Source organism: Mesorhizobium sp. CAU 1741 (assembly GCF_039839275.1).
GTDB lineage: Bacteria > Pseudomonadota > Alphaproteobacteria > Rhizobiales > Rhizobiaceae > Aerobium.
Genome location: NZ_JBDOQP010000001.1, coordinates 466,651 through 491,361 on the forward strand (window position 1 = coordinate 466,651; position 24,711 = coordinate 491,361).

Consider the following 24,711-nt stretch of genomic DNA (forward strand, 5'->3'; position numbering starts at 1 on the left):
TGCCTGTCTTTCAATCGACGTGCGCGCCACATATATTCCCTAAAGTCATTTTGAGGGGTTGGAGCAGATCGCATGGCCACATTGCAGAATTTCGATGCCGAAATTGCCAAGACCAAGAAGGTCGTGGAGGACATGCGATCGAAGATCGAGCAGTCCGGTGTGGTGCTGGACACGTTCGCCGATGCGGACCAGCAGATCGGGGCGGCGGATTTCGATATCGAGAACGCGCGTATCCAGGACGTGCTCAACCAGCAGAAAGTCATGGAAGGCAATATCGCCGACCTGATCATCGGACTCGAGGACGCGACCAACGTGTTCGGCACCGAGTTCGAAAGCATGAAGAACTACACGGGCTGGGAAAGCTTCGTCGGCATCTTCTCCGCACAACGCAAGCAGCGTATGCGCACCGAACGTGTGCGCAACATGTCGCTGGCCGGCAATCTGCAGGAGCTGCTGTCCAAGTCCGACACCATCGTGGGCATCCTCAAGGAGCAGAAGAACATCCTCGACCAGCGTTACGCGACGTCGGAGGCGAGCCTGGCGCAGGTAATCGAGCGCCGCAAGGGCACGATCGAGAACCTGACGGCAACGCAGAAGCGTATCGAGGAACTCAACCCGATGCTGCTCGACATCGAGAACCGCATCGCGGCCTCTACCGACCAGACGCAGCGCACTGAACTGGAGGGCGAGCGCTCCAAGCTGGCCACCGAATACAATGAGCGGCAGGCCAAGGAGCAGGAGCTTCTGGCAGAGAGCCAGACGCTGGAGCGATACACGTCGATGTTCCAGACCTTCGTGGATTCGCTCAACAACCAGATCGCGGCGCAGAACACGCTGATCAACAAGCTGACCATCGATACCGAGCAGCGCATCGTCCTCTACAAGGCGCTGGAAGACTCGCTGAAGACGGCCGCCCAGCAGGACGTTGCCCACAAGATCAACACGCTCGGCAGCCAGGTCGATACGACGGCGGAGACCACGATGGCTGGAATCGGCGCAGCCGCGCAGAAGCACATCGGCGACCTGCTCGAACTGCACGAGAAGAACATGGTCGCGACGGCCGACATACAGCGCCGCAAGAAGCTGGCCGACGACGCCTTTGCGCGCCGCTTCGAGGAGGTGCTGCGCAAGCACAACGCGGCCGACTACGTGAAGCAGTAGGCTTAGGCCCGCTCGCCGATGACCAGTACCGCCGATCCCGCGGCCCGCTATTTCGATGCGATCACCTCCGCCTTGAATGGCCTCGACATCTTCATGCGCGACGAGCGATCGCCGCTCTACCGGCATGACCTGGTGGCGAAAGTCCTGTCGGAATATGTGGTGAGGCTGGAAAACTCCTTTGCCTGCTGGCGGAACCGCCTCGGTTTCATGGACAGCTTCCGCATTTCGCGGGCGGAGAGCGGGTTTCCGGTTTTCCAGAACGTGCTCGAGCTGGAGAACGATAAGCGCCACGCCGACAAGCGGCTTTCCGCTATCCCGGAGCCTGCGGACCTTCGCGCCGAGATGGCAGACTTCATCCTGCGCCAGCGGGCCATGCCGGATGCGCTTCGCAAGTCGATGGCGGAGCGCCTCTATCTGGAGGAGGTGGCCGCCGGGCTGGTTTTCGCTCCGTTCGTGCTTCCCAAGACGATACGGGTCGCGGTCAATCCCAAGACGAAGAGGCCTCTCTACGTCGTGCACTGGGGCGCCTTCGACGGATCGGCCAACCTGCCGATCGTCTACATGGCGACGGTGGAGGATTCCTCCGACAGCATGGTCAATGCACTGGTCACGAAGGACGGCAAGCTCGACGCCACCGTGGATATACCGCTGCCGGTGGAGGGCTTGCTCAATCCTGACCTCGCGCATCGGTTCGACGATTTCGCTGAAAAGAATTCCGTCTATTCGCTTTCGCCTGCCACGATCGCCGGCAATCTCGACAAGGATTTCGACACGCTGCATCCCAAGCAACTCCGGCGCATCGTGCTCGGGCCGTTCTATTCGACCGGAATAACCGAGCACAATTCGACGGTCGCGGACGTGCTCTCACGGGTGCGAAGAGCGGAGAATGCCTGGCTGCTGACCTGGACCGTGCAGGAGGTCTATTCGAAGGCGGAGCAGCCCGCCAAACGCGGCCTCTTCTCGAGCCAGCCGGCGCGCGAGGAGTTCCACATCAACACCGACGATCTCGAAGCGGCCCGCACGGGCGTGTCGCATTACGAAAAGCATGCCCTCATCCCGCACGAGGCCTACCAGGTGCTCTACGCGGCGGGCGAGGCGCAGAAGATCTTTTCCGGCTACCAGGTGCACATAATCTCCAATGGGCAAGTGATCAGCGATGTGTGAGGAGGGACGCGCATGGACACCGGCCTGACGGCAATCTCGGAAACGGATATCGAAAAGCATCGTGCCATGGCACAAAGCTTCATCACGCGGGTGGTGGTGCTCGAGGATTCGTCAGGCCGGTCGCAGACCGGGCTGGCCGGCACCGGACGGCGTTTCGTCTCCACGGTTTCGACGGGATCGGTGCGCAAAACGCGCGAGGTGGAACTGGCGAAGACCGTGCAGGCGGTCCGCCCCGACGACCAGCTCCTGTCGATCCCGCAGCATACGCTGCTCTATCGCGCTCGGCGTGGACTGGCAGTCGCGATGGCCGTTGGCGACGTGTTCGCCAAATCGACCGCGCTGGAAGATTTGCAAGCGAAGAATGCGCGGGCGCCGCTGGAGGGAGACGATGTCGCCGCCTACAAGCGGTTGCTTTCCGCAGCAAGCTACGTCGTGGCTTTCACCTTCGCATCCTACCTGCTGCAGACCATCGACAGCGACGCGGACGCGCCCGGTGACGTGGCGGAGCCGGATTGCGTTTTCGACACCCAGCAGGATGCGCTGAAGGCGCTGGTCGCCGGGCTCGACGCCAGCTTGCAGGGAGCCAAGGACGAGCTCGACCTGCCGTCTCGCACCCGCGCTTTTGCGACGGCCGCGATCGAGGGACTGCTATCGCGCAAGGGGCGCTTCGACGCGCTGGGTGCGTTCGAGGACGCGCATATCCGTATCGAGAAGGACGATTTCACGATCGACGGCTTCGACGTCGCGCCGGGGCGCAAGTCGAAACCACTCGTGATGACGTTCAAGAAGCCGGACGAGGTGGTCGGAAACCATATCGCCAAGTACCAGTCACTGAAGCTGGCCAAGATGCTGATGGCCTACGATTTCGACCGGCAGCTCAATCCGTTCGTGGAACTCGGCGGCTTCCTGTTCACCTTCATCGGAGATGGTGCGCCGGGCACGGGCAAGACGACGCTGATCCAGATGATCGCCGGCATCGTCAACGAGTATGCGCAGGTCGCGGGCGTGCCGTTCCACTACGAGAATTTCGGCGTCGACCAGATTTCGTCCTATCAGGGCAAGTCGGGGCAGAACTGCCGGCAATTCATCAACAATGTGCTCAACCCGCGGGCCATCGGCTTCGGCACTGTCGACGACATCGACCAGGTGGCCGCCAAGCGTTCCGACGACCGCGCGTCGGCAGGCCAGCAGGAAATCACCGGCGTTCTGATGGATGCCTTCGCAGGGGCGGGCACCGTCGTCCGCGGGAACTGTTCGTTCGGGATGTTCTCCAACTATCCCGAAAACGTCGACGATGCGCTGCGGCAGCGCGCCGGCGCACGCTGGCTCGTCGACGGACCGCAGACACGCGACGACTATGTGGACATCTTCGTGCTGCTTGCGGGCAAGAACCACGAGATTCCGCTCGGCGACCATACGCTCTATGCCGCGCAGGAGATCAAGCGCGCCATCCAGAACGCCTACGACGAGCATTCAAGGCCCCAGGAAGAGGGGTTGAAGCGCGTCTACGACCGCTTCATGGACGAGCGCGGCGAGCCGAAGACGCTGGCAGACGTCGGTAACTATCTCCATCGCATTAAGGAAGCCGAGCCGCGCTTCACCGGCCGCGCCATCAAGAACGTCACCGATGCCATCAAGATGCGGGCGATGGACATCGAACTGCCGGATGCATGGTTCGAAACGCCCGAGGCGTTCATGGGCAAGGGCTACGACGAGAAGAAAGCGATGATTTCCGAACTGCGCCGACCGTTCACGATGGACATGGTCATGCAGGAGATCAACCGCTACGCCGACTCCGAATTCCGCTACTCCGACAAGTCAGACGATGTCGCGGTCGAGAAGATGATCCGCGATGCGAAGCTGCGGGAGCGGACGATCGCCGAAATCGAGGCGCTGAAGGCGAAGGGCTTGTGGAATGGCTGAGCCTTTCCTTCTTCCCGTGCTCCCCGTGAACGGGGAGAAGGGACTGTGAATCTCCTGCGCGACAGCGAGCTCATTTACGGCAGGCTTCTTGCCATCGAAGAGCCACACCTTATCGAGCGCTACAACAAGGCGCTGCAGGCGTTCGGGCTGAAGCCCACGACGCGGGAGCGCATCGAGATCGACCGTACCGGGTTTTCGCCGCAGGTGGCCGAAGACCTCGACGACCCGCACTACCTCGATCCCAATCAGATCAACCGCCGATTCATCATCCTGACGCCGCAGCAGATCGACCTGCCGGTGGTGCACACAGCGTTCTCCAACACCTCGCAACTGCTCTACGAGTTCATGACGGCCAATGCGCGCGTCATCAACGCGCTGACGATCAAGGACGTGATCTATGGAGAGATCGAGGACACGGTCAATAAGGTTGAAGACATCGAGGACCTGCTGTCGATCAACCAGGTCGAGTTCAAGGTGCTGTCCGCGGAGGACGTCACGGGCAAGGCGACCGAACTCGCGACGCTTGTCGACCGGCTGAAACAGGAACCCGATTTCTGGCGAGACACCAGCGCGCTGGAACACATGGTCGATCTCGCCAAGGTCACCGGCGACATCCGCCAGAACGCGCTCGTGCCGGACCAGGTGATCTTCAGGCACAACGCCTACTGGACCAGCCTTTTCGGCGGGCTCTACGTCTTCGTCGATCCTGGAATGACCACCGTCATCAGCGATCCTTCAGCGCCGGGATTCCGGCGGTCGCGGCCATGGCAGGTGAGCTACCTGTCCCTGCACGACGTCGAGCGGGTGTTCGACTTCCTGATGGAGACCGGTCGCATCGAATTGCCGCGCGCCTCGTGGATCGACAATTCCGGCTATCTCGAGCACCGTGCGGAAATGGCGGTGCGCATGCTTATCCACCAGGCCGAGCCAACGCGGAAACTCGGTGAACTGGACAAGGTCTGGCTCCAGACATGGATTCACAGCCATGCCGACATGATCAATCGCGACGGCACGTTCCCCTTCCTCAACGGTGCCAAGCGAGAGCTCGCGCAGCTTGGCCAGATCAAGATGGAGGACGTGCGTCCAGACCGCCGCTTCCTGCTGGTGCGGGCCAAGCCGGGCCACCCTGACGCGTGGCTGACGAACCGGCTTATCTCGGACTTCGTTCCGTTCGACTTCATTTCGCGCTACGTGTTCAACAAGCAGGGATTCTATCGCGACTACGAGGGTTTCAACGAGGTCTGGCGGCATCACGTTGTGGAGACGCTCAAGGATGCGTATCTAAAAGACAAGGCCGGGCTGCGCGCGCGGCTTTATGGCCTGCACGACTGAGGGTGAGACATGCTTGATCCGATCGTCAATTTCTTCACCCGCGTGTTTCAGGCGCTTGGCCGCGGCATCGGCGTTTTGGTCGGGCTTCTGCTGTGGCCGTTTCTGTGGGCTGGCCGCTGGTACACGCAGCGCGGTTGGATCCTGCGCGGCGCGATCGGCCTCGTCCTGCTCGGTATTGTCGTGCTTTACGGCTATTTCTTCTATGTCACGCAGTTCTGGACCAATTTCGACCCGGACTATCCATCGGCGATCGTCGATACGAGCGAGCCGGTAGCCGCCGGCGAGGAGGTCTCGGGAGCCGCGTCCGGGCAGACCGCCGCAAGCCAGACCTGCAAGCCATCCGCCATCGTTGCCGTTTCGGCCGCCCTCATCGACTTCAACGTGAACCAGAACGCGTGGATATCCTCCATGCTGGCGTCGAAGATGGGGCTCTTCGGTATCGACTGGCGCAGCACGCCGTTCTTCGACAACAAGGCCGCTTTCCAACTCGGTATCCACCAGGTGCTGCGACGCACGACGACGGAAATGGTGGACACGCTTGGTCGCGTGCGGGGAACCTCACAGATCGACCAGAACCTGCAGGACGCGCGCACCGCGATGGCGTGGAGCGAGACCGCCTGGTATATCGGCTGGCGCGGGCCGACGCGCCCGTCGCCGAGCGTCTTCCGCGAAGGCCGGGAAAAGCTGCTCGCGTTCAATGCGAGCCTGCAGAATTGCCAGGCGACATTCGATGCGCGCGCGGACAACCTGCTGTTGTTCCTCGACCGGATTGCAGGCGATATCGGTTCCACCTCGGACATTCTCGGGCAGCGGATCGAGGCGTCCGATGCAGGGTGGTTTGACCTGCGGGCCGACGACCGCTTCTGGTTCGCCTACGGCCAGCTTTACGCGTACCATGGCATCGTTGCAGCCGCGCGCTCGGACTTTGCCTCAGTGGTCGCGGAACGCAATCTGACGACATTGTGGACACGCATGGAGGCGCAGTTGCGGAGGGCGCTCGAAGTCCAGCCTTGGATCATCTCCAATGGCAATGAGTCCAGCGCCTTTTTCCCGTCACACCTGGGCACGATGGGCTTCAATCTCCTGCAGGTGCGTTCGAACCTCGTCGAACTGAGGCAGATTCTCGATCGGTAATCGTGGAAGGGAATTGGGTGGCAGACTGACGAAGCGATCGCTTGGCAGCGCTGTCGTAAGTCGCTTAGCTTGACGGTCCGATCCCCCCCACGCCCCACGCCCCACTCCCCAACACTTGGCACGACATCTCGGATTGTATACAGTCTGTCGACATGACGCGTGGAGGACCGTGTCGCATTCTGCCTATTGCGCGGCATTTTTGGGATGGCGCGGAAGGGATGGAACGGTCTTTGATGCGCCCAACTTCGGCGCGGGCAACGCGTCGATCAACGATCCAGACCCCGGGGGGAGCTATTGATGGCCGATTTCAAGACAGATATCGAGATTGCGCGCGCCGCAACGAAGAAACCGATCATGGAGATCGGCGAGAAGCTCGGTATACCGTCGGAGCACTTGCTGCCTTACGGACACGACAAGGCAAAGGTCTCTGCTGAATACATCAAGCAGGTTCAGGGCAACGCGGATGGCAGGCTCATCCTCGTCACGGCGATCAATCCGACGCCGGCGGGCGAGGGCAAGACGACGACCACTGTGGGGCTCGGCGACGGCCTCAACCGCATCGGCAAGAAGGCCGTCGTTTGCATCCGCGAAGCATCCCTCGGACCGAATTTTGGCATCAAGGGTGGCGCAGCCGGCGGCGGCTATGCCCAGGTAGTGCCGATGGAGGACATGAACCTCCATTTCACCGGCGACTTCCACGCCATCACCACCGCACACAACCTGCTGTCCGCCCTGATCGACAATCACATCTACTGGGGCAACGAGCTCGGCATCGACATCCGCCGCGTCGCGTGGCGGCGCGTCATGGACATGAACGACCGCGCGCTGCGCGGCATCGTCTCGTCGCTCGGCGGTGTGGCGAACGGCTTTCCGCGCGAGACAGGCTTCGACATCACCGTCGCCTCTGAAGTCATGGCGATCCTGTGCCTTTCGACCGACCTGAAAGACCTCGAGCGCCGGCTCGGCGACATCATCGTCGCCTACCGCCGCGACAAGAGCCCGGTCTTCGCCCGCGACCTCAAGGCCGACGGTGCGATGGCGGTGCTGCTGAAGGACGCCGTTCAGCCGAACCTCGTGCAGACGCTGGAGAACAACCCCGCCTTCGTCCATGGCGGTCCCTTCGCCAACATCGCGCATGGCTGCAATTCGGTCGTTGCCACGACGACTGCCTTGAAGATCGCCGACTACGTGGTCACCGAGGCAGGTTTTGGCGCGGACCTCGGCGCGGAGAAGTTCTTCGACATCAAGTGCCGCAAGGCCGGTCTCAAGCCCGCGGCGGCGGTGATCGTCGCCACAGTGCGGGCGCTGAAGATGAATGGCGGCGTCAAGAAGGACGAGCTGGGCGCGGAGAACGTCGCGGCGGTCAAGAAGGGATGTGCCAATCTTGGGCGCCACATCGAGAACGTCAAGCAGTTCGGCGTTCCGGCGGTCGTCGCCATCAACCACTTCCATTCCGATACCGACGCCGAGATCCAGGCGGTCAAGGACTTCGTTGCCTCGATGGGCGAGGAGGCGATCCTTTGCAAGCACTGGGCGCAGGGCTCGGCCGGGATCGAGGAACTCGCCAACAAGGTGGTTTCGCTGGCGGAAAGCGGCGCCTCGCAGTTCGCACCGCTCTATCCCGACGACATGAAGCTGTTCGACAAGATCGACACTGTGGTCAAACGCATCTATCGCGGATCGGAAGCGATTGCCGACAAGAGCGTGCGCGACCAATTGCACCAGTGGGAGGAGCAGGGCTATGGGCATCTGCCGGTGTGCATGGCGAAGACGCAATATTCCTTCTCGACTGATCCGAACCTTCGCGGCGCGCCGACCGGCCACGTGGTGCCGGTGCGCGAGGTGCGGCTTTCGGCCGGCGCCGGTTTCGTCGTTGCCATCTGCGGCGAGATCATGACGATGCCCGGACTGCCGAAGTCGCCGTCTTCCGAACGCATCTTCCTCAACGATCAGGGCCAGATCGAAGGCCTGTTCTGATATGCTCGTCCCGGCCGGTGATGCACCGGCCGGGACACAGCCTCGCCGCGCCCATCCGCGATACTTTCCCAGCCGTCTACGGCTTGCCGTGACCGCTTCCAACCGCCATACCAGACGGTCACGGTCGAAGCGGGAAAGTCGATGATCTCCAAGTGGGCATGGCATCTAAAGCGTCTGACGCGAAAGCTCTGGCTGCGCGCGGCGCTCATCTCGCTTCTTGCGGTCGCGGCGGCGCTGGGTTCGCTTGTGGTATCGCCGCTTCTGCCGCCGGGCCTGTCGGCCCAGATCGGCGCGGACGCCGTCGACAACATCCTCAACATCATCGCCACGAGCATGCTGACGGTGACCACGTTCTCGCTGAGCACGATGGTCGCGGCCTACGCGGCGGCGACGAGCAATGTCACGCCTCGTGCGACGAGACTGCTGATCGAGGACACGACGACGCAGAATGTGCTGGCGACGTTCGTCGGTTCGTTCCTCTACAGCCTGGTGGCGATCATCACGCTCTCAATGGGGGCCTACGGGGAACGCGGAAGGGTCGTGCTTTTCGCGGTGACGATCGTGGTCATCATCCTCATCGTCATGACGCTGCTGCGCTGGATCGACTATCTGTTGCGGCTGGGTCGGGTTGGGGAAACGACGCAGCAAGTCGAGAAGGCTACCACCGAGGCGATGCGCATCCGCAAGAAGACGCCGAACCTCGGCGGCGTCCCGATCGAGCAGGCCGAAAGCGGCATCCCCAGGAACGCCAGCCCGATCTTCACCGATACGATCGGCTACGTCCAACATATCGATGTCGACGCCCTCAACGATTATGCGGTTGAGGCGAAGGGTCGGATTTACCTTGCAGCATTGCCCGGCACGTTCATCGATCCGAAACGCCCGCTGGCCTGGTGCTCGGGCCTCAATGAGACGCCGGATGCCGCAACGATCATCGCGGCGTTCACGATCGGTGAAGATCGATCCTTCGACCAGGATCCGCGCTTCGGCCTGTGCGTGATGGCGGAGATTGCGCAACGGGCGATGTCGCCGGCAGTCAACGATCCCGGTACCGCCATCGACGTCATAGGCCGTGCCGTGAGGGTGCTCTCGATCTGGGCCGAACCCGATGCGGAGGCGGAGGTGCAGTTCAACAGCATCTTCGTCCCCTCTATCGATATCGCCGATCTGTTCGACGATGTCCTGACACCGCTGGCTCGCGACGCGGCAGGAAGCGTCGAAGTTCAGATCCGGCTGCAAAAGGCCTACTCGGCGCTGGCCAGGATCGGCGACGCCCGCTACGAAGCTGTCGCGAAGCGTCATTCGAAGGCGGCTATCGAGCGTGTGCGCGCAGCGATGACCAGTTCGCACGATGTCCAACGTGTCGTAGATGCGGCCAAGTTCGTGGGGCGGACAACGGGCCAGAAATGACCTGCCCGGCAGCAGTACCTGAAACTGGCGAATTGCCCGCCCACGAGGCGATGCGAAACAGGTGATGCTCGCTGCGGAGCCTTTCAGCCTCGTCCCGTGTGAGGCCGGCGTCGAGCAGCAAGTGATCGTGCGGCTTGGCGAGTAGGCTCGCCAGAGCGGCACGGCGGGCAGCGCCGCGTCTCCAGCGCCGCCACGCCTCGCGCAATCCGAACAGCAGAATCCTGCCAGTGGTTTGAAGCCGATTGCTCATGGCATCCTCGAACGGTTTGACGTGGCTCGAACAGTCTGATGGGTCCAATCTGGGATCGGTTTTGACATTCGACAAACGAATAGTGAGAATGGCAGGCATTCGATCTTCTGATGGTGACCTGATGTACCTGCCACTTGAAAGCGATCTGCTTCGCACGTTCCTGGCCGTGGTCTTGCGGCAGAATTTCACGCGTGCGGCCGAGGATGTCGGCCGCACGCAATCGGCCGTCAGCATGCAGGTCAAGCGACTGGAAGAAATCGTCGGCGAACCGTTGTTTCAACGCGGGGCAAGGGGTGTGGTGCTCTCCTCCAGAGGCGAGCAACTGGTGCCCTATGCGCGGCGGATCGTCGGTCTGGTGGACGAGACCAGCACGGTGATGCGGCTCAAGCCGCTCGACGGGCCGGTGCGCATCGGGCTGCCGGAGGAGTACGGCCAGAACGTCCTGCCGCGTGTGCTGGCAGCATTCGCCGAGCGGCACCCTGCCGTCGAAGTGACCGTCAAGTGCGGCTATTCACGCCAGCAGATGGCCGCGCTCGAACGCGACGAGGTCGATCTCGCCATCGTGTTCGACTGGAGCAGGGAAACGATCGGCGAGGTGCTGTGCATCGATCCGACCGTGTGGGTGACGTCGCTGGCCCACAGCCTGCACGAGCAGGACCCGATCCCCGTCGCGATTTATGGCGATTCGAGCTGGTGCACCGACTTCGCGCTGCGTTCTCTCGACCAGCATGGGCATCGCTACAGGATCGCCTACACGAGCGATCACAGTGGCGGCCTCAAGATCGCCGTCTCTTCGGGGCTCGCCATAACAGCACTGGCGCGCAGCAACATTCCCGCCGGATGCAGGGAACTTAATCAAGCCGACGGCTTTCATCAGGTTGATTCTTCCCGCGTCGTGCTGCGGCGAAACCCGCGCCGTTCGAGCCCAGCTATCGAGGGAATGATCGAGATGTTACGTGTAGCCTTCCAACCATCCATCCTTGCGAACCAGACATAGAATGATCAACTTCACTGACCTCGTGCGCGGCATGCGCGACTACCGTTTTGCGACGGTTCCCGTCGTCATGGTGGCGATCTTCGCCAGCAGCATCTACGCCTTTCTCCAGATCGCCGACGAGGTGGGAGAAAACGAAATCGAGGAAATGGATCAGTTCCTCCTGCTGCTGTTTCGCAGCCGAACGGATGCCAACGACCCGCTCGGCCCGCCCTGGCTCGAGGAAGCGGTGGCCGAAATTACCACACTGGGTGGCTATCCCGTCCTGATCCTGCTCGTCGGTTCGGTGACCGGATTTCTCATCGTCGCCCGGAAATACGGCCCGGCGCTCTACGTCCTGGCTTCAGTGATTCTGGGAACCGTGGTGAGCCAGGGGCTGAAAATGCTCTACGATCGCCCGCGTCCGGACATTGTCGACCACCTCGTCGGCATTCATACGGCGAGCTTTCCGAGCGGCCATGCAACCATGTCGACCGTCGTCTATCTCACGCTGGCGGCGCTGATAATTCGCCTGGTGGATGACGCCCGTATCCGCGTCTACGTCATGTCGGTCGCGATATTCGTGGCACTGCTCGTCGGCCTGAGCCGGATCTATCTCGGCGTGCACTGGCCCAGCGACGTCGCCGCCGGCTGGACGCTCGGCGCGGCGTGGGCGAGCCTCTCCTGGCTCGCCGTGTCCGGGCTGCGTGCCTACCGAAACAGGGAGATGGCCGGATCATGAACAGCAACACGGGCGCATTGCCGAAGCCACATCCCGGATGGATGAAGCCACTGGCCAGGCTCGGCTACGCCGCACGCGGGCTTGTCTATCTCGTCATCGGGGCATTCGCCGCGCTGACGGCGATCGGCAGCGGGCATACCGAAGATTCGCGTGGGGCACTGGAGACACTCGTCACCGGCACAGCCGGGGGCATTGTCGGGGCAGTGCTGATCGTCGGACTCGCCAGCCATAGCGCATGGCGTTTCGTGCAATCGTTCGCCGATACCGACGACCATGGCTGGTCGCTCAAGGGTTTGGCGATTCGTGGCGGCCTGCTGGTCTCCGGCGTCGTCTATGCTGTCCTGACGGTCTACACGGTGTCCCTGTGGCGCGGCCTCGCTTCCGACGAGGGCGGCGGTGGCGGCGCCTTCGCGGAATATCTGTCAGGCTTCGTCGGCGCGCGACCGGCAGCGTGGCTGCTTGCGCTGGTGTTCGTGATCGTGGCCGGTGCGCACATCATGAAGGCGGTCCGCAAGGGCTATCGCAAGCATATCGCTGCTCCGCAGCAGTTCGAAAAGGCGCTCGATCCAATCGCCCGCACGGGGCTCATCGCGCGGGGCCTGACGTTTCTCATCATTGGCATCCTGTTCGCGACGCGTGGCCTGACTGCCGGCGGTGACGGCAGCGGCGAAACTCCGGGTCTGAGTGACGCCCTCAACTACATTACCGGGCTGCCGTTCGGCGGCATCCTGCTTTCCCTGATGGGCGTCGGGCTGGTGGCCTTCGCGCTCTATTCGTTCATCGAAGCTGCCTGGCGCCGCATCAACGCCGAGGACATCCTGCGTTGAAGCGCTAGCCGATGAAGCGAAGCGGCTTGAACTCTTTCATGTCGTCGAAGGCGCAGAAGGCCGGCAAGTCGAGTTCGAGCCCCTGCGGAAACGTTTCGAGTTCCGCCTTGATGTCGTCGAGTGCTGCCAGATAGGTGTCTTGGCATTGCGGGGGCAGCCATTCGAGCTGGTAGGCCAGCGTGATGTGGAATGTGTAGTCTTCGTGGTCGGGATGGCGGTAGCCAAGCAGGTCGGCGAGCGCATCACGCGCGTCGCGCATCACCCTTTCATCGTCCTCCGTCAGGCCGGAGACGACGATCCCCAAGGGGGTCACCATATCGGCCTTGATACGGAACGGTGCGGCGACGCTGAAGGAAGCGATTCTGGCATCCATCCACGAGGTTGCGGTTTCAAGTCTTGCCTCGCATGAGAGGCCGCTTGGCCAGAACGGCCGGCTGCGCCGGTTGTCGGTGACACCCTGGAACAGCGTTTTGTGGAGGCTGGCCACCGGGGTAAAGGTGAAATGGTCCGCATGCGGCATCGCCATCAGCCTCTCCCGAACGGCGACGATCGCTGCCTGCGTTGCAGAGCCATCCGTCACATGCGAGACGAAGGTATTGCCGGGTTCGTAGAGAAAATTGCCTTCGCGGTCGTACCGCGTGCCCAGGTAGCGCGGCGGTTTCTCCTTGCGGGTGGACGTGAAATGCAGGGCAAAATCGTCATTGGTGGCGTAGGCCAAGGCTGGCTCCTTTCAGTCCGGCGTCGCCGTCCGCCTAGATGATCCGCGTGACACCGCCGTGACGCCAGGCGGGGCATACGAGCCCACAGAAATGCGCTTGCCGCCGCCGTCGTTCGCCGCTATGGATTTTGCCATGAACACGCATTCGACCTCGAACCTGTGGTGGTGGGCCTGCTGACAGCGGCCAACTGAGCGCATGCGCGTGGAAAAGGGATGGCCGCAACGGATTTCCGGGCGGCCATTTTGTTTTCAAGCTGATCCGGAACGCCTGCGGCGGAAACGGATGGAGACACCAGAATGACAGTGGAATTGCTTGAAAACGGTGCGGAACGTTTCGTTACCGCCGGTGGCATCGCGATTACCAGGCAACGCCACGACACACCGTACGAGGCAGCGATCGAGACCTACATCGACGCGCTGGATTCGCGGCGCGGCTGTGTCTTCTCGTCCAACTACGAATATCCAGGACGCTATACACGCTGGGACACGGCGATGATCGATCCGCCGCTGGTGGTCAGCGCGCGCGGCCGCGCGATGCGGATCGAGGCGCTGAACAAGCGCGGTGAGGTGTTGCTGCCGACCATCGAGAAGGCCGTGAAGACCCTGGGCGAGGTGACGATCGAAGAAGCCTCGAACCGGCTTCTGAACCTGCAGGTTGCGCAGGCGGGCAGGGTCTTCGCAGAGGAAGAACGCAGCCGCGTGCCCACCGTCTTCACCGTCCTGCGCGCGCTGGTGGACCTCTTCCGGTCGCCTGAAGACAGCAATCTCGGCCTCTATGGCGCGTTCGGCTACGACCTGGCGTTTCAGTTCGACCATGTCGAGCAGAAGCTTGAGCGCGCGCAGAGCCAGCGCGACCTGGTTCTCTACCTGCCGGATGAAATCCTCGTCGTGGATCATCACCAGGCCAAGGCTTGGCACGACCGTTACGACTATGCCGGCGATGGGTTCTCCACCGAAGGGCTGCCGCGCGAAACGCCGACCGAGCCATTCCGCCAGTCCGATCGCATCCCGCCGCGTGCCGACCACGAGCCGGGCGAATATGCCAGGCTCGTCGACAAGGCAAAGGAGAGCTTCCGCCGTGGCGACCTGTTTGAGGTGGTGCCGGGGCAGATGTTCTTCGAACGCTGCGAATCGAAGCCGTCGGAAATCACGCGGCGGCTGAAGAAGATAAATCCCTCGCCCTATTCATTCTTCATCAACCTGGGCGAGGGGGAGTATCTGATCGGCGCCTCGCCAGAGATGTTCGTGCGCGTCAACGGCCGCCGGGTCGAGACCTGCCCGATCTCCGGTACGATCAAGCGCGGCGACGATGCGATCTCGGACTCCGAACAGATCCTCAAGCTGCTCAACTCGAAGAAGGACGAGAGCGAGCTGACGATGTGCTCGGACGTCGATCGCAACGACAAGAGCCGGGTTTGCGAACCGGGATCGGTGCGGGTGATCGGCCGGCGGCAGATCGAGATGTACTCGCGGCTCATTCACACCGTCGACCACATCGAGGGGCGACTGCGCGAGGGCATGGACGCCTTTGACGCGTTCCTTTCGCATGCATGGGCCGTCACGGTGACGGGTGCACCCAAGCTCTGGGCGATGCGCTTTATCGAGAACCATGAAAAGAGCCCGCGCGCCTGGTATGGCGGGGCGATCGGCATGGTCCATTTCAACGGCGACATGAACACCGGCCTGACGCTGCGCACTATCCGGGTCAAGGACGGTATCGCCGAGGTGCGCGCAGGCGCCACGCTGCTCTACGATTCCGACCCTGCAGAAGAAGAAGCCGAGACGGAACTGAAGGCGTCGGCGATGCTGACCGCAATCCGCGAGGCTTCGGCCGGTAACGCGTCAACCGCCGAGCGCGAAGGCGCGCGGGTTGGCGAGGGCGTCTCGATCCTGCTGGTCGACCATGAAGACAGTTTCGTCCATACGCTCGCCAATTATTTCCGCCAGACAGGCGCCTCTGTCGCCACCGTGCGCTCGCCAGTCTCGGAAGAGGTGTTCGACCGCGTCAACCCCGACCTTGTCGTGCTGTCTCCGGGGCCGGGCAGCCCGAAGGATTTCGACACCAAGGCGACGATCGACAAAGCGCGCAAGCGCGACCTGCCGATCTTCGGTGTGTGCCTCGGCCTGCAGGCGCTGGCGGAGGCCTATGGCGGCGAACTGCGCCAGCTTTCCGTTCCCATGCATGGCAAACCGTCGCGTATCCGGGTCAACAAGGCCGGCACCGTATTCTCCGGCCTGCCGAAGGAAGTCACGGTGGGCCGCTACCACTCGATCTTCGCCGATCCGGTGCGGCTGCCGGAGGAGTTTCTTGTCACCGCCGAGACCGAAGACGGCGTCGTCATGGGCATTGAGCATCGCAGCCAGCCGGTTGCGGCCGTTCAGTTCCATCCCGAATCGATCATGACCCTCGGCCAGAACGCCGGCATGCGCATGATCGAGAATGTGGTGGCGCATCTGGCACGCAGGGCGAAGGTCAAGGCGGCCTGAGACGGTGACTTCCAAGCAAAAGATCCGGCGCCTGGCGGCGTGGTCGATCGTCGTGGCGTTCGGCGTGATGGGGCTGAAATTCGTCGCGTGGCGGATGACCGGTTCGGTCGCGCTCTACTCCGACGCGCTGGAATCGATCGTCAACGTCATCGCCGCCTTTGCGGCGCTGTGGGCGATCTCCGTCAGCCACAAGCCTGCCGACCGTGACCACCAGTATGGCCACCACAAAGCCGAGTATTTCTCGGCTGTTCTGGAAGGCGTGTTGATCGTTGTCGCCGCGCTGCTGATCATCGCGGAAGTCTGGCGCAGCTGGCAAAATCCGACCTCGCTCGAACAGCCGTGGCAGGGGCTTGCGGTCAACGGAGTTGCTGCCGCGATCAACTGCCTCTGGGCCCTGCTGCTGATCCGCGTCGGCGGCCGGGAGAAATCGCCCGCGCTCGAGGCTGACGGCCACCACGTCATGACGGACGTGGTGACTTCTGTTGGCGTCATCTTTGGCCTCGTCGCCGCCGTCTATTCCGGCTGGCACTTTCTCGACCCGCTGCTGGCGCTTGTCGTGGCATTGAACATCCTGTGGCAAGGGTGGAAGGTCATCACCTCGTCGCTGGACGGCTTGATGGACCGCGCCGTGCCATTCGACGAGCACGTACGCATCCGGGACATCATATCCTCCAATTCCAAGGGCGCGCTCGAAGTCCACGACTTGAAAACCCGTTTCGCCGGGCGGGCGACCTTCATCGAATTTCACATGGTGGTGGACGCCGACATGACGGTCGGCGAAAGTCACGCGATCTGCGATCGTATCGAAGATGCGCTGACCGCGGAGATTCCTTCGGTTCGCGTGGTCATCCACGTTGAGCCGGAGGACGAGGCGAAGCTGCCACCGGGTACTCCGGCGGTGCCGTTCGCCTGAGGGAGCGCGTGCATAGGATGGACCGATGAAATTCGCCGCGACGTTTCATGATCTCCGGGGCAAGTCGGTGTTCATTTCCGGCGGCGGTTCCGGCATCGGTGAATATCTGACTGAAGGGTTCGTCGCGCAGGGCGCCCGGGTGGCTTTCGTCCAGCGCAGCGATGCCACCACGCTCTGCGACAGGATCGAGCGCGACCATGGCGCGCGTCCGCTGTACATCCCATGCGACGTCACCGACATTCCCGCGCTGCAAGCCGCAATTGCGCAGGCCTCAGAGGCGCATGGCGACGTCGGCGTGCTGATCAACAACGCCGCCTGGGACAATCGCCACTCGCTTGATGACCTCACCGTCGAACAGTGGGATTACATGCAAAGTGTGAACCTCAGGCATCATGTCTTCGCCATTCAGGCGGTGGCGCCCGGCATGCGCCGTGCCGGCGGTGGAACGATCGTCAACTACTCGTCGATCGCCTACATGATGGGAGGCGACGAGTTCCCTGCCTATGTCACTGCCAAGGCGGGCATAACCGGCCTGACGCGCGGCTTGGCGCGCGAACTCGGCCCCGACAACATCCGCGTCAACGCGCTGATGCCGGGCTGGGTGCTGACGACGCGTCAGCGCGAATTGTGGGCCAACGAGACCTCGCTTCGCGCCCATGTCGACCGGCAATGCCTGAAGCTTGAGATCCCGCCACAGGCCATGGTCGAGCCGACGCTGTTCCTCGCTTCTGCCGCCTCCAGCGTGATGACTGGGCAGGCGCTGGTCGTTGATGGCGGCGTCGTGGTCACGGGCTGACGACGCTCTGCCGACGGCGCCTGTGGGCCTTGCAATCACCGATCGGCGGACGGCCCGGCCGCGGCGACACAATCGCTGTCGCGGCCCGGCGGGTCGACCTGCACGGTGACGTGGTCGATGGCAAAACGCTGCTCCAACCATGCCGCCACGAGGGGTGGCAGGGTCATCGGGTCGGTGCCCGACGCCGGCACGACATGAACCGTGGCGACGCGCGATTCTTCGGCCAGGGTCCAGGCGTGGAAGTGGCGCGCCTCGGCGATGCCATGGATTTCTGCGATGCCTTCGGCGGCTTGCCTGCCATCGACGCCGTGCGGCATGGCCTGCAGGAGCACCCGGACCGAATCGGCGACGAGCACCCATGCCGATCGCACGATCAACGCCGCGACCACCACGGACAGGAGCGGGTCGAGAATCGTCCAGCCGGTCAGCATGATGCCGACGGCTGCTGCAATGGCGCCGACCGAGCCGAGCAGGTCACCCAGAACGTGCAGAAAGGCGCCGCGCAGGTTGCCATCCTGCCGATTGCCCGACCACAGCGCATAGGCCCCGGCGAGGTTGACCAGCAGCCCCACGACGGCCACCGCCAGCATGGGGCCGGCCAGCACCTCGACCGGCTGGTTGAGACGCTTGAGCGCTTCCCATGCGATCCACGCCACCAGCAGCAACAGGGTCGCGCCATTGGCGAGCGCAGCGAGAACGCGCACGCGATGGAAGCCATAGCTGCGCTTCGCGTCGGCCGCGCGTCGCGCGATCCGGTAGGCGATCAGCGCCAGAAGCAGTGCGGCGGCATCGGAAACCATGTGGCCGGCATCGGCGACCAGAGCCAGCGAGCCTGCCAGCCAGCCGCCCACGGCCTGCACCAGCGCATATCCGGCGGTAAGGACGAAGACGAACCGGATGCGTGCTTCGTTGGAGGCGGTGACGGCCTGCGCGTGGTCATGGCCGTGGGAATGCGCGTGTCCCGCATGAGAATGGCTGTGTCCGGTATCGGTGTGGTCGGGCGGCATGCGAACTCCGGGTGTGACTGCTTTCCCCTGTCTAAAACCTCTAGCCACTAGAGCTTCAAGCCCAAAATCTACTATCGTCGCGCCGGTACGTCGCCGGCCCGCAGAAGCGGAGGCGAACCCGGGAGGTGATGCGGCATCATCCCCAGCCATGCGCGCGGCGATCGGTGCGATCATTCTTGATGCATCGCGGCGGATCGTCTAAGAGGGTGCGTATCTCGCATGCACCCGTAGCTCAGCTGGATAGAGTGCTGCCCTCCGAAGGCAGAGGTCACAGGTTCGAATCCTGTCGGGTGCGCCACTTTTCTACCGCTCCGGAATGAAACTCGGCACCTATGGGCCAGATGCAATTCGGAGCGGAACGCGGTCAGTCCGCATCATGTCGGGCGTGGCCAGCAAGCGCACGGTCGTCAAGTCGCGAATGGCTCCTTCGTCTCCTGACGCTGGCGGCTACGCGCTCCTGATCCAATGCCAGCGCGCATACTGCCGAACGGCCCGTGGAGACATCCGGGAGGCGAATGCGTCGGGTGCGTCAGGAAACCTGCGGCCAACATGCCATCGCGGAATCCGCGATGGCCATCAGTTTGCCCCTTCCTGCACCGTCCTTCGCAAGCGTCGACATGCCCTGGACCACCGCGAAGACATGGCCAGCCAGCATCTCGGCGTCCGATCCGGAGGGCAGCACGCCCTTGCGGATGTCTCGCTCGATCCGGGCGCGCAACGCAGCTTCGATACCCCGTCGGATGTCGGCCAGCGTCTCCCGCACCGCTTCGGCTTCCTTGGAACTCGTGACGAGCGAACTGGCCAGAAGGCAGCCGGGCGGCGTGTCGTCGCCCGTATCACCGAGCGCGGCGGCCACGAGCAAGTCGCGAGCGGCCTCCCGCGCGCTCGCAGCGCAGACGATCCGCTGTTCGACGTCCTCAATGCCCCCGAGATAGCGATCGACCGCCTCCAGGAACAGGCGTCGCTTGTCTCCAAAGGCAGCATAGAGACTGGGCGGCGTGATGCCCATCGCCCGCGTCAGGTCGGCAACCGAGGTCGCCTCGTAGCCATGGCGCCAGAAGAGATGCATGGCGCTGACGAGGGCCGCGTCCCGGTCGAAGGAGAGCGGCCGTCCTGTGCGTCGCACGAACGGAGCAGACAAGGAATCCATATCGATCACTATAGAACGCTTGACCCGGTCTATCAAGCGAGATAGAGGCTTTTATAACGATCACTAGGAAACGATCTCATGTCCATGAACACCTATCGCACGCTCGGCCGATCCGGCCTCGTCGTCAGCCCGCTGTCTCTCGGGACGATGACCTTCGGCGTCGGTCGATGGGGCATGGAAAGGCCCGATGCGGAGGCTGTCTTCGATGCATATGTAGAAGCCGGCGGCAATCTCGTCGACACGGCCGACGTCTATGCGGCGGGCCGAAGCGAGGAAATGCTGGGGGCCATGATCGCCGATCGCGGGCTCCGCGACAGCCTCGTCGTCGCAACCAAGTCCGGCTTCTCCGCCGGGAGAGGTCCTCATGCTGGCGGCAACGGCGCCAAGCATCTGCATCCCGCGCTGGAGGGATCGCTGCGCCGACTCGGCACCGACTACATCGACCTCTACTGGGTCCATGTGTGGGACTCGGTGACCCCCGCCGAGGAACTGCTTGAGACGATGGCGGGCCTCGTGAGGGCAGGGAAGATCCGCTATTGGGGGCTCTCCAACGCACCTGCCTGGTATGTGGCGAAGATCGCGACGCTTGCCTCTGCCCACGCGATGCCGGGCCCGATCGCCCTTCAATATTTCTATTCGCTCGTCAGTCGCGAGGTGGAAGCTGAGCACCTGCCTATGGCGCGCGACATGGGCCTCGGAATGATGCCCTGGAGCCCGCTCGCCTACGGCCTGCTCACGGGCAAATACGATCGCGCCACCGTCGAAGCGGGCGCGCCGCGCGCTGGCGGCCTTCCCAGCGACGCCGGGACAGGCGTCGCCCGACCGGAGGGCGACAAGCGGCTCGACGGAAGCAATCCTTTCGGCGACACGCTCTTCACGGATCGCAACTGGCGGATCGTCGATGCGCTACGTGGTGTCGCCGACGTGATCGGCGAGACGCCGGCCCGCGTGGCGCTGGCCTGGGTTCTCTCTAAGCCTGGCGTCGACACGGCCCTCATGGGCGTAAGCCGTGTCTCGCAAGTCCATGACAATGTCGCAGCGACCGAGCTTCGCCTGCCGGCAGAGCAGATTGCGGTTCTCGACGAGGCCAGCAGTCCGGAAAGGGCGATGATCTATGGACTCTTTACCCAGGTCGCGCGCCAGAACCTTGTGTTTGGGGGCGCCGCCGTGGTCGATCGCGGATAGGGTATGGTCGGACACGTCTGTGAACCGACGACATCTCCAATCCCTTCCGTGGCACTAGGCGGCTTCAATAGGCCGCCTCGCGCTGACGCTCGACCCGCCTTTTCAGGGCCTGGTTGAACCCGTCATAGCCATTGGCGCGGGGTTTCGCGCCCTGCCTGAAGAACGGCTGCAGTGGCCAGACGAGCGCGCCTGAGAACGTCTCGACATTGGCGAGATGCGTCGTGCCATCGGCGTTGGGCGTGAGCACGAAAGTATGCCGTCCCTCGAAGATGCTGGCGCTGACGATCCTGGCGGCCCATTCCAGCTTCTGCCCGGGTGTGGCGGCCGTGACGGTGGAGCCGAACGACATGCCCGGCATCCGCATCCTGAGCCGCGCGCCGAGCCGGGGTTCGCCGTCGACCTTCGAAAAGTTGCTCCAGTCTCCATACGAGAGGAAGTCGGCGAGAACCTCCCAGACCGCGCCCGGGGTGGCGTCGATGTCGATCTCGGTGGCGATGACGATGCTCATGACTTTGTCTCCGTGAGGGCCTGCGGCGCGCCTGTGGCGCGCGCCGTGGTGCGGTGTCAGGCGCGCGGGGCCTTTGCTGCGTGCAGCCCGTCGAGGAAGGCAACGATCCGCGGTGAAACAAGCTCCGGCATCTCGGTGTGCGGGTAGTGGCCGGCACCGTCGACGATCATCGTCTCCGCATCGAGCTTGCCGGCGAGCATGCGCGCCTCCTCCACCGCGTCCTTGAAGTCGGGATCCCTGGTGCCCATCACGACCAGGGCCGGAACCGTGCTCTTGTCCAGAATGGCCGCCGTGTCGGCCTTGGAGAGGCCGAGCATCGCCTTGAGCGCGTCGATGCGACCCGGCTCGCGCAGGTTCTTCGTGATCGCCGCTTTGACCGCGGCATGGTCGGCCGGCTTTTTGGTCGGGAAGAGCGTGTTCCAATACATCATCCAGAAACCGACGCTCCAGGGGCCAGCAAAGCCGATCTTCAGAGAGAGCTTCTGGACGAAGGATGGTTCCAGATCGCGCACGATCGGGCCGAGCAGCACCGCCCCGGTGACCTGATCGGGGGCATCCTTGCCGGCCCAGAGCGCGGAGCCGGCGGCAAACGAATTGCCGAGGATGGTGGCCGGGCCGGCGCCGAGATGCTTCAGCACCGCGACGGCGTCGCGGCCGACGGCACGCGCCGAAAAGTCGCTCCACTTGGCGGACGTCTCGCCGAAGCCGCGCGCGTCCATCGTGATCACACGGTAGCCCGCCTGCACCAGGGCCGGGCGGAGGAAGCGGTATTCAGAGCGCAGACTGCCCATGCCGGGAATGGCGAGGACGACGGGGCCGTTGCCGCCGGTGTCCTCGAAGGCGACACGGCCGCCTTCCGTGGAAAGGAACTGGGTCTGGGTAGTGTTCATGATCTTGATCTCTCTGGCTTCAGGTCGCCGGCTTTGCCGCGATCCCGTGTTGTTGACGCCCTTAAGCTAGCTGGCCTATTTTCGAATGGTAATTGAGTAGATCAGGATAGGGTCATTCCAGAAATGCATAGCCTCGACTGGACCCTGCTGCGCTCCTTCCTCGCGGTCGTCGAGGGCGGCTCGCTGTCGGCGGCGGCGAAGGGCATCGGCGCGACGCAGCCGACGCTCAGCCGCCACATTCGCGAGCTGGAGACTGCGCTGGGCGTGATCCTCTTCACCCGCTCGGCGCAGGGCCTCGACCCGACCAAGGCAGCGCTGACGCTGGTCGACGACGCGCGCGCCATGGGCGCGGCCGCCGAGGCGCTGGCACTGAAGGCGCAGGGGCGCTCGCAGCAGCTCTTCGGGACGGTGCGGATCACCGCGTCCGTCATCGTCGCCAATCTCATGCTGCCGCCGATCCTCGCGGCGCTGCGCCAGGCGGAGCCAACCATCCAGATCGAGATCGTCGCGTCGGATACCAACCAGAACCTGCTGCGCCGGGACGCCGACATCGCCATCCGCATGACCGACCCAACGCAGAATGCACTGATCGCGCGAAAGCTCGGGGACACGCCGATCGGCCTGTTCGCGACGCGGTCCTATTTCGACAGGCGCGGCCGTGTCACCTCGAAGGGCGACCTTCGGCACCACGACCTCATCGGGCTCGATCGCAACGATTTCCTGATCCGCGGCTTTGCCGGCCACGACATCCAGCTGACACGCGAGGAATTCGCGCTGCGCACCGATGACGGCATGCTGACCTGGAACCTGCTGCTGGCCGGCGCCGGCATCGGCATCGGGCAGGTCGTGCTGGCGCGCCGTCATCCGGAACTCGAACAGGTCGACGCGGGGCTCAAGCTCGGGGCCTTGCCGGTCTGGCTGGTGATGAGCGAGGAGGTGCGAACCAACGCGCGCATTCGCCGCGTTGCGGATTTTTTGGTAGCCGAGCTGACGGACATCCTGCACGGAGGGCGGCCTGGGCAAGCGGAGGGTGTTGCCGAGATCACATTGCAGAGACAATGACATACGACTTCTCAGTTTCATCCTGTCGGGTGCGCCATTCCAAAAACGGCCATATTCGGAACCTTGCTGTCCCCGAGCGATTTGACCTTCAGGCTGTCGTCGGAGGGATACGCGCTGGTTGAGAGGCATACAGAAACAGTGGTTCAGGATCATCGGGGCCAAGAGGCGACCGCGCCGTCCCACATACCGGCCAGGGGCTGGTTCGACATCTCGAACCGCTTGTGGCGGGCGATCGGCGAGGATCGGATTTTTCTTGTCGCAGGCGGCGCCACTTTCTACCTGCTGCTTGCGCTGTTTCCTGCGTTGACGGCTTTCGTCTCCGCCTACGGCTTCTTCGCCGATCCGGCCGCCGCGACCGGGCATGTCGACGCATTGGGAAGTCTGGTGCCATCCGATGTGCTCGGCGTCGTCTCCGAGCGGCTGGAGAGCCTGGTGACGCAAGACCAGAGCGCTCTGGGCCTGGGCATGATCCTCGGCATTCTGATTGCCCTGTGGAGCGCCAACAACGGCATCAAGGCGCTTTTCGAGGGCCTCAACATCGCTTATCGCGAGAGGGAGACGCGATCCTTCGTCAGGCTCAACCTGATCGCCATGTGCTTCACGCTCGGTGCGATGGTCGCCGCGTCGCTGCTGATCGCCGCCATTGGGATCGTCCCTGTCGTCCTGGCGGTACTGCATCTCGGAAGCTGGTCGGAGCTTCTGCTCAGTTCGCTGCGCTGGCCGGTACTGCTCGTCCTGATAGGGGCCGGAATCACTCTGATCTACCGCTACGGGCCCAGTCGCGAACCGGCGAAATGGCGGTGGCTGACCTGGGGCAGCGCCGGCGCCACCGTGGTGTGGGTGATGGCCTCCGCGGCCTTCTCGTTCTATCTGGAGCGCTTCGCCGACTACGAGGCAACCTACGGGTCGCTCGGCGCGATCATCGGGTTTCTGATGTGGACCTGGATTTCCGTGATCATCCTGTTGCTCGGCGCGGAATTCAACGCCGAGATGGAACTCCAGACATCCGTCGATTCCACCACCGGTCCATCGCGGCCGATGGGCAGCCGCGGCGCGGTGGTCGCCGACACGCCGACCCCGCCGAGAAACTGATACACTGCCA

At 63.3% G+C, this 24,711-nt stretch carries 21 protein-coding genes and 1 tRNA gene; 17 read left to right on the forward strand and 5 right to left on the reverse strand.

Translation table 11 applies throughout. The features are described from left to right. The first annotated feature begins 72 nt into the window (after positions 1-72). The 10 genes from AAFN84_RS02220 to AAFN84_RS02265 all read left to right on the forward strand — a co-directional run bounded on the left by AAFN84_RS02220 (position 73) and on the right by AAFN84_RS02265 (position 12,893). A complete protein-coding gene (locus AAFN84_RS02220; RefSeq protein WP_347512817.1) occupies positions 73-1,161 on the forward strand; it encodes a hypothetical protein in 1,089 nt (362 codons plus the stop codon). 18 nt (positions 1,162-1,179) lie between these two features. After that, a complete protein-coding gene (locus tag AAFN84_RS02225; RefSeq protein ID WP_347512818.1) occupies positions 1,180-2,325 on the forward strand; it encodes a hypothetical protein in 1,146 nt (381 codons plus the stop codon). A gap of 12 nt (positions 2,326-2,337) precedes the next feature. Further along, positions 2,338-4,248, forward strand: coding sequence for an AAA family ATPase (locus tag AAFN84_RS02230; protein ID WP_347512819.1), 1,911 nt, complete (start codon positions 2,338-2,340; stop codon positions 4,246-4,248). 45 nt (positions 4,249-4,293) lie between these two features. After that, the gene (locus tag AAFN84_RS02235; RefSeq protein WP_347512820.1) at positions 4,294-5,580 is read left to right on the forward strand and encodes a DUF6638 family protein; all 1,287 of its coding nucleotides are present in this window, start codon (positions 4,294-4,296) and stop codon (positions 5,578-5,580) included. Positions 5,581-5,589: 9 nt separating this feature from the next. Next, a complete protein-coding gene (locus AAFN84_RS02240; RefSeq protein ID WP_347512822.1) occupies positions 5,590-6,714 on the forward strand; it encodes a DUF2333 family protein in 1,125 nt (374 codons plus the stop codon). Between the two features lie 297 nt (positions 6,715-7,011). Then, entirely contained in the window at positions 7,012-8,691 is a 1,680-nt protein-coding gene (locus tag AAFN84_RS02245; protein WP_347512823.1) for a formate--tetrahydrofolate ligase, read from the forward strand. A gap of 141 nt (positions 8,692-8,832) precedes the next feature. Next, positions 8,833-10,101: a DUF2254 domain-containing protein gene (locus AAFN84_RS02250; RefSeq protein WP_347512825.1), complete on the forward strand. Its 1,269-nt coding sequence runs from the start codon at positions 8,833-8,835 to the stop codon at positions 10,099-10,101. 371 nt (positions 10,102-10,472) lie between these two features. Continuing rightward, positions 10,473-11,348 carry a LysR substrate-binding domain-containing protein gene (locus AAFN84_RS02255; protein WP_347513771.1) on the forward strand — a complete coding sequence of 292 codons (876 nt, stop codon included), beginning with the start codon at positions 10,473-10,475 and terminating at the stop codon, positions 11,346-11,348. Position 11,349: 1 nt separating this feature from the next. Beyond that, complete coding sequence (locus tag AAFN84_RS02260) at positions 11,350-12,066, forward strand: phosphatase PAP2 family protein (protein WP_347512827.1); 717 nt, start codon at positions 11,350-11,352, stop codon at positions 12,064-12,066. Continuing rightward, positions 12,063-12,893 carry a DUF1206 domain-containing protein gene (locus AAFN84_RS02265; protein ID WP_347512828.1) on the forward strand — a complete coding sequence of 277 codons (831 nt, stop codon included), beginning with the start codon at positions 12,063-12,065 and terminating at the stop codon, positions 12,891-12,893. The genes AAFN84_RS02260 and AAFN84_RS02265 overlap by 4 nt, the downstream gene beginning before the upstream one ends. Before the next feature lie 4 nt (positions 12,894-12,897). On the opposite strand, the gene AAFN84_RS02270 is transcribed toward AAFN84_RS02265, so the two are convergent. Next, complete coding sequence (locus tag AAFN84_RS02270) at positions 12,898-13,611, reverse strand: DUF1868 domain-containing protein (RefSeq protein WP_347512830.1); 714 nt, start codon at positions 13,609-13,611, stop codon at positions 12,898-12,900. A 297-nt stretch (positions 13,612-13,908) separates the two neighbouring features. Between AAFN84_RS02270 and AAFN84_RS02275 the strand changes: the two genes are divergently transcribed. From AAFN84_RS02275 to AAFN84_RS02285, 3 genes are read left to right on the forward strand one after another with little or no spacing between them, the layout of a single operon-like run. Further along, entirely contained in the window at positions 13,909-16,098 is a 2,190-nt protein-coding gene (locus AAFN84_RS02275) for an anthranilate synthase (RefSeq protein ID WP_347512832.1), read from the forward strand. Between the two features lie 4 nt (positions 16,099-16,102). Then, the gene (locus AAFN84_RS02280) at positions 16,103-17,011 is read left to right on the forward strand and encodes a cation diffusion facilitator family transporter (protein WP_347512834.1); all 909 of its coding nucleotides are present in this window, start codon (positions 16,103-16,105) and stop codon (positions 17,009-17,011) included. A gap of 25 nt (positions 17,012-17,036) precedes the next feature. After that, entirely contained in the window at positions 17,037-17,807 is a 771-nt protein-coding gene (locus AAFN84_RS02285; RefSeq protein WP_347512836.1) for an SDR family oxidoreductase, read from the forward strand. Between the two features lie 35 nt (positions 17,808-17,842). On the opposite strand, the gene AAFN84_RS02290 is transcribed toward AAFN84_RS02285, so the two are convergent. Further along, entirely contained in the window at positions 17,843-18,814 is a 972-nt protein-coding gene (locus AAFN84_RS02290; RefSeq protein ID WP_347512837.1) for a cation diffusion facilitator family transporter, read from the reverse strand. Positions 18,815-19,035: 221 nt separating this feature from the next. On the opposite strand from AAFN84_RS02290, the gene AAFN84_RS02295 reads away from it, so the two are divergent. After that, positions 19,036-19,112 (forward strand) — tRNA-Arg (locus AAFN84_RS02295). Between the two features lie 231 nt (positions 19,113-19,343). Here the strand turns inward: AAFN84_RS02295 and AAFN84_RS02300 are convergent. Further along, the gene (locus tag AAFN84_RS02300; RefSeq protein WP_347512839.1) at positions 19,344-19,955 is read right to left on the reverse strand and encodes a TetR/AcrR family transcriptional regulator; all 612 of its coding nucleotides are present in this window, start codon (positions 19,953-19,955) and stop codon (positions 19,344-19,346) included. Between the two features lie 87 nt (positions 19,956-20,042). Here AAFN84_RS02300 and AAFN84_RS02305 point away from each other — a divergent pair, with 87 nt between their 5' ends. Beyond that, positions 20,043-21,149: an aldo/keto reductase gene (locus AAFN84_RS02305; RefSeq protein ID WP_347512840.1), complete on the forward strand. Its 1,107-nt coding sequence runs from the start codon at positions 20,043-20,045 to the stop codon at positions 21,147-21,149. Positions 21,150-21,213: 64 nt separating this feature from the next. Here AAFN84_RS02305 and AAFN84_RS02310 read toward each other — a convergent pair whose 3' ends face one another. After that, positions 21,214-21,657: an SRPBCC domain-containing protein gene (locus AAFN84_RS02310; protein ID WP_347512842.1), complete on the reverse strand. Its 444-nt coding sequence runs from the start codon at positions 21,655-21,657 to the stop codon at positions 21,214-21,216. 56 nt (positions 21,658-21,713) lie between these two features. Next, positions 21,714-22,547, reverse strand: a complete 834-nt coding sequence (locus AAFN84_RS02315) for an alpha/beta hydrolase (protein ID WP_347512844.1) — start codon at positions 22,545-22,547, stop codon at positions 21,714-21,716. A 123-nt stretch (positions 22,548-22,670) separates the two neighbouring features. On the opposite strand from AAFN84_RS02315, the gene AAFN84_RS02320 reads away from it, so the two are divergent. Both AAFN84_RS02320 and AAFN84_RS02325 read left to right on the forward strand, forming a co-directional pair. After that, entirely contained in the window at positions 22,671-23,609 is a 939-nt protein-coding gene (locus AAFN84_RS02320) for a LysR family transcriptional regulator (protein WP_347512846.1), read from the forward strand. 138 nt (positions 23,610-23,747) lie between these two features. Beyond that, the gene (locus AAFN84_RS02325; protein ID WP_347512848.1) at positions 23,748-24,701 is read left to right on the forward strand and encodes a YihY/virulence factor BrkB family protein; all 954 of its coding nucleotides are present in this window, start codon (positions 23,748-23,750) and stop codon (positions 24,699-24,701) included. The last annotated feature ends 10 nt before the right edge of the window (positions 24,702-24,711 follow it).

Excerpts from the sequence above, each read along its gene's own strand:
- AAFN84_RS02285 (WP_347512836.1), top strand. The coding sequence starts at position 17,037 with ATGAAATTCGCCGCGACGTTTCATGATCTCCGGGGCAAGTCGGTGTTC.
- AAFN84_RS02245 (WP_347512823.1), top strand. The coding sequence starts at position 7,012 with ATGGCCGATTTCAAGACAGATATCGAGATTGCGCGCGCCGCAACGAAG.
- AAFN84_RS02250 (WP_347512825.1), top strand. The coding sequence starts at position 8,833 with ATGATCTCCAAGTGGGCATGGCATCTAAAGCGTCTGACGCGAAAGCTC.
- AAFN84_RS02265 (WP_347512828.1), top strand. The coding sequence starts at position 12,063 with ATGAACAGCAACACGGGCGCATTGCCGAAGCCACATCCCGGATGGATG.
- AAFN84_RS02310 (WP_347512842.1), bottom strand. The coding sequence starts at position 21,657 with ATGAGCATCGTCATCGCCACCGAGATCGACATCGACGCCACCCCGGGC.
- AAFN84_RS02225 (WP_347512818.1), top strand. The coding sequence starts at position 1,180 with ATGACCAGTACCGCCGATCCCGCGGCCCGCTATTTCGATGCGATCACC.
- AAFN84_RS02230 (WP_347512819.1), top strand. The coding sequence starts at position 2,338 with ATGGACACCGGCCTGACGGCAATCTCGGAAACGGATATCGAAAAGCAT.
- AAFN84_RS02260 (WP_347512827.1), top strand. The coding sequence starts at position 11,350 with ATGATCAACTTCACTGACCTCGTGCGCGGCATGCGCGACTACCGTTTT.
- AAFN84_RS02220 (WP_347512817.1), top strand. The coding sequence starts at position 73 with ATGGCCACATTGCAGAATTTCGATGCCGAAATTGCCAAGACCAAGAAG.
- AAFN84_RS02275 (WP_347512832.1), top strand. The coding sequence starts at position 13,909 with ATGACAGTGGAATTGCTTGAAAACGGTGCGGAACGTTTCGTTACCGCC.
- AAFN84_RS02305 (WP_347512840.1), top strand. The coding sequence starts at position 20,043 with ATGTCCATGAACACCTATCGCACGCTCGGCCGATCCGGCCTCGTCGTC.
- AAFN84_RS02320 (WP_347512846.1), top strand. The coding sequence starts at position 22,671 with ATGCATAGCCTCGACTGGACCCTGCTGCGCTCCTTCCTCGCGGTCGTC.
- AAFN84_RS02255 (WP_347513771.1), top strand. The coding sequence starts at position 10,473 with ATGTACCTGCCACTTGAAAGCGATCTGCTTCGCACGTTCCTGGCCGTG.
- AAFN84_RS02315 (WP_347512844.1), bottom strand. The coding sequence starts at position 22,547 with ATGAACACTACCCAGACCCAGTTCCTTTCCACGGAAGGCGGCCGTGTC.
- AAFN84_RS02290 (WP_347512837.1), bottom strand. The coding sequence starts at position 18,814 with ATGCCGCCCGACCACACCGATACCGGACACAGCCATTCTCATGCGGGA.
- AAFN84_RS02240 (WP_347512822.1), top strand. The coding sequence starts at position 5,590 with ATGCTTGATCCGATCGTCAATTTCTTCACCCGCGTGTTTCAGGCGCTT.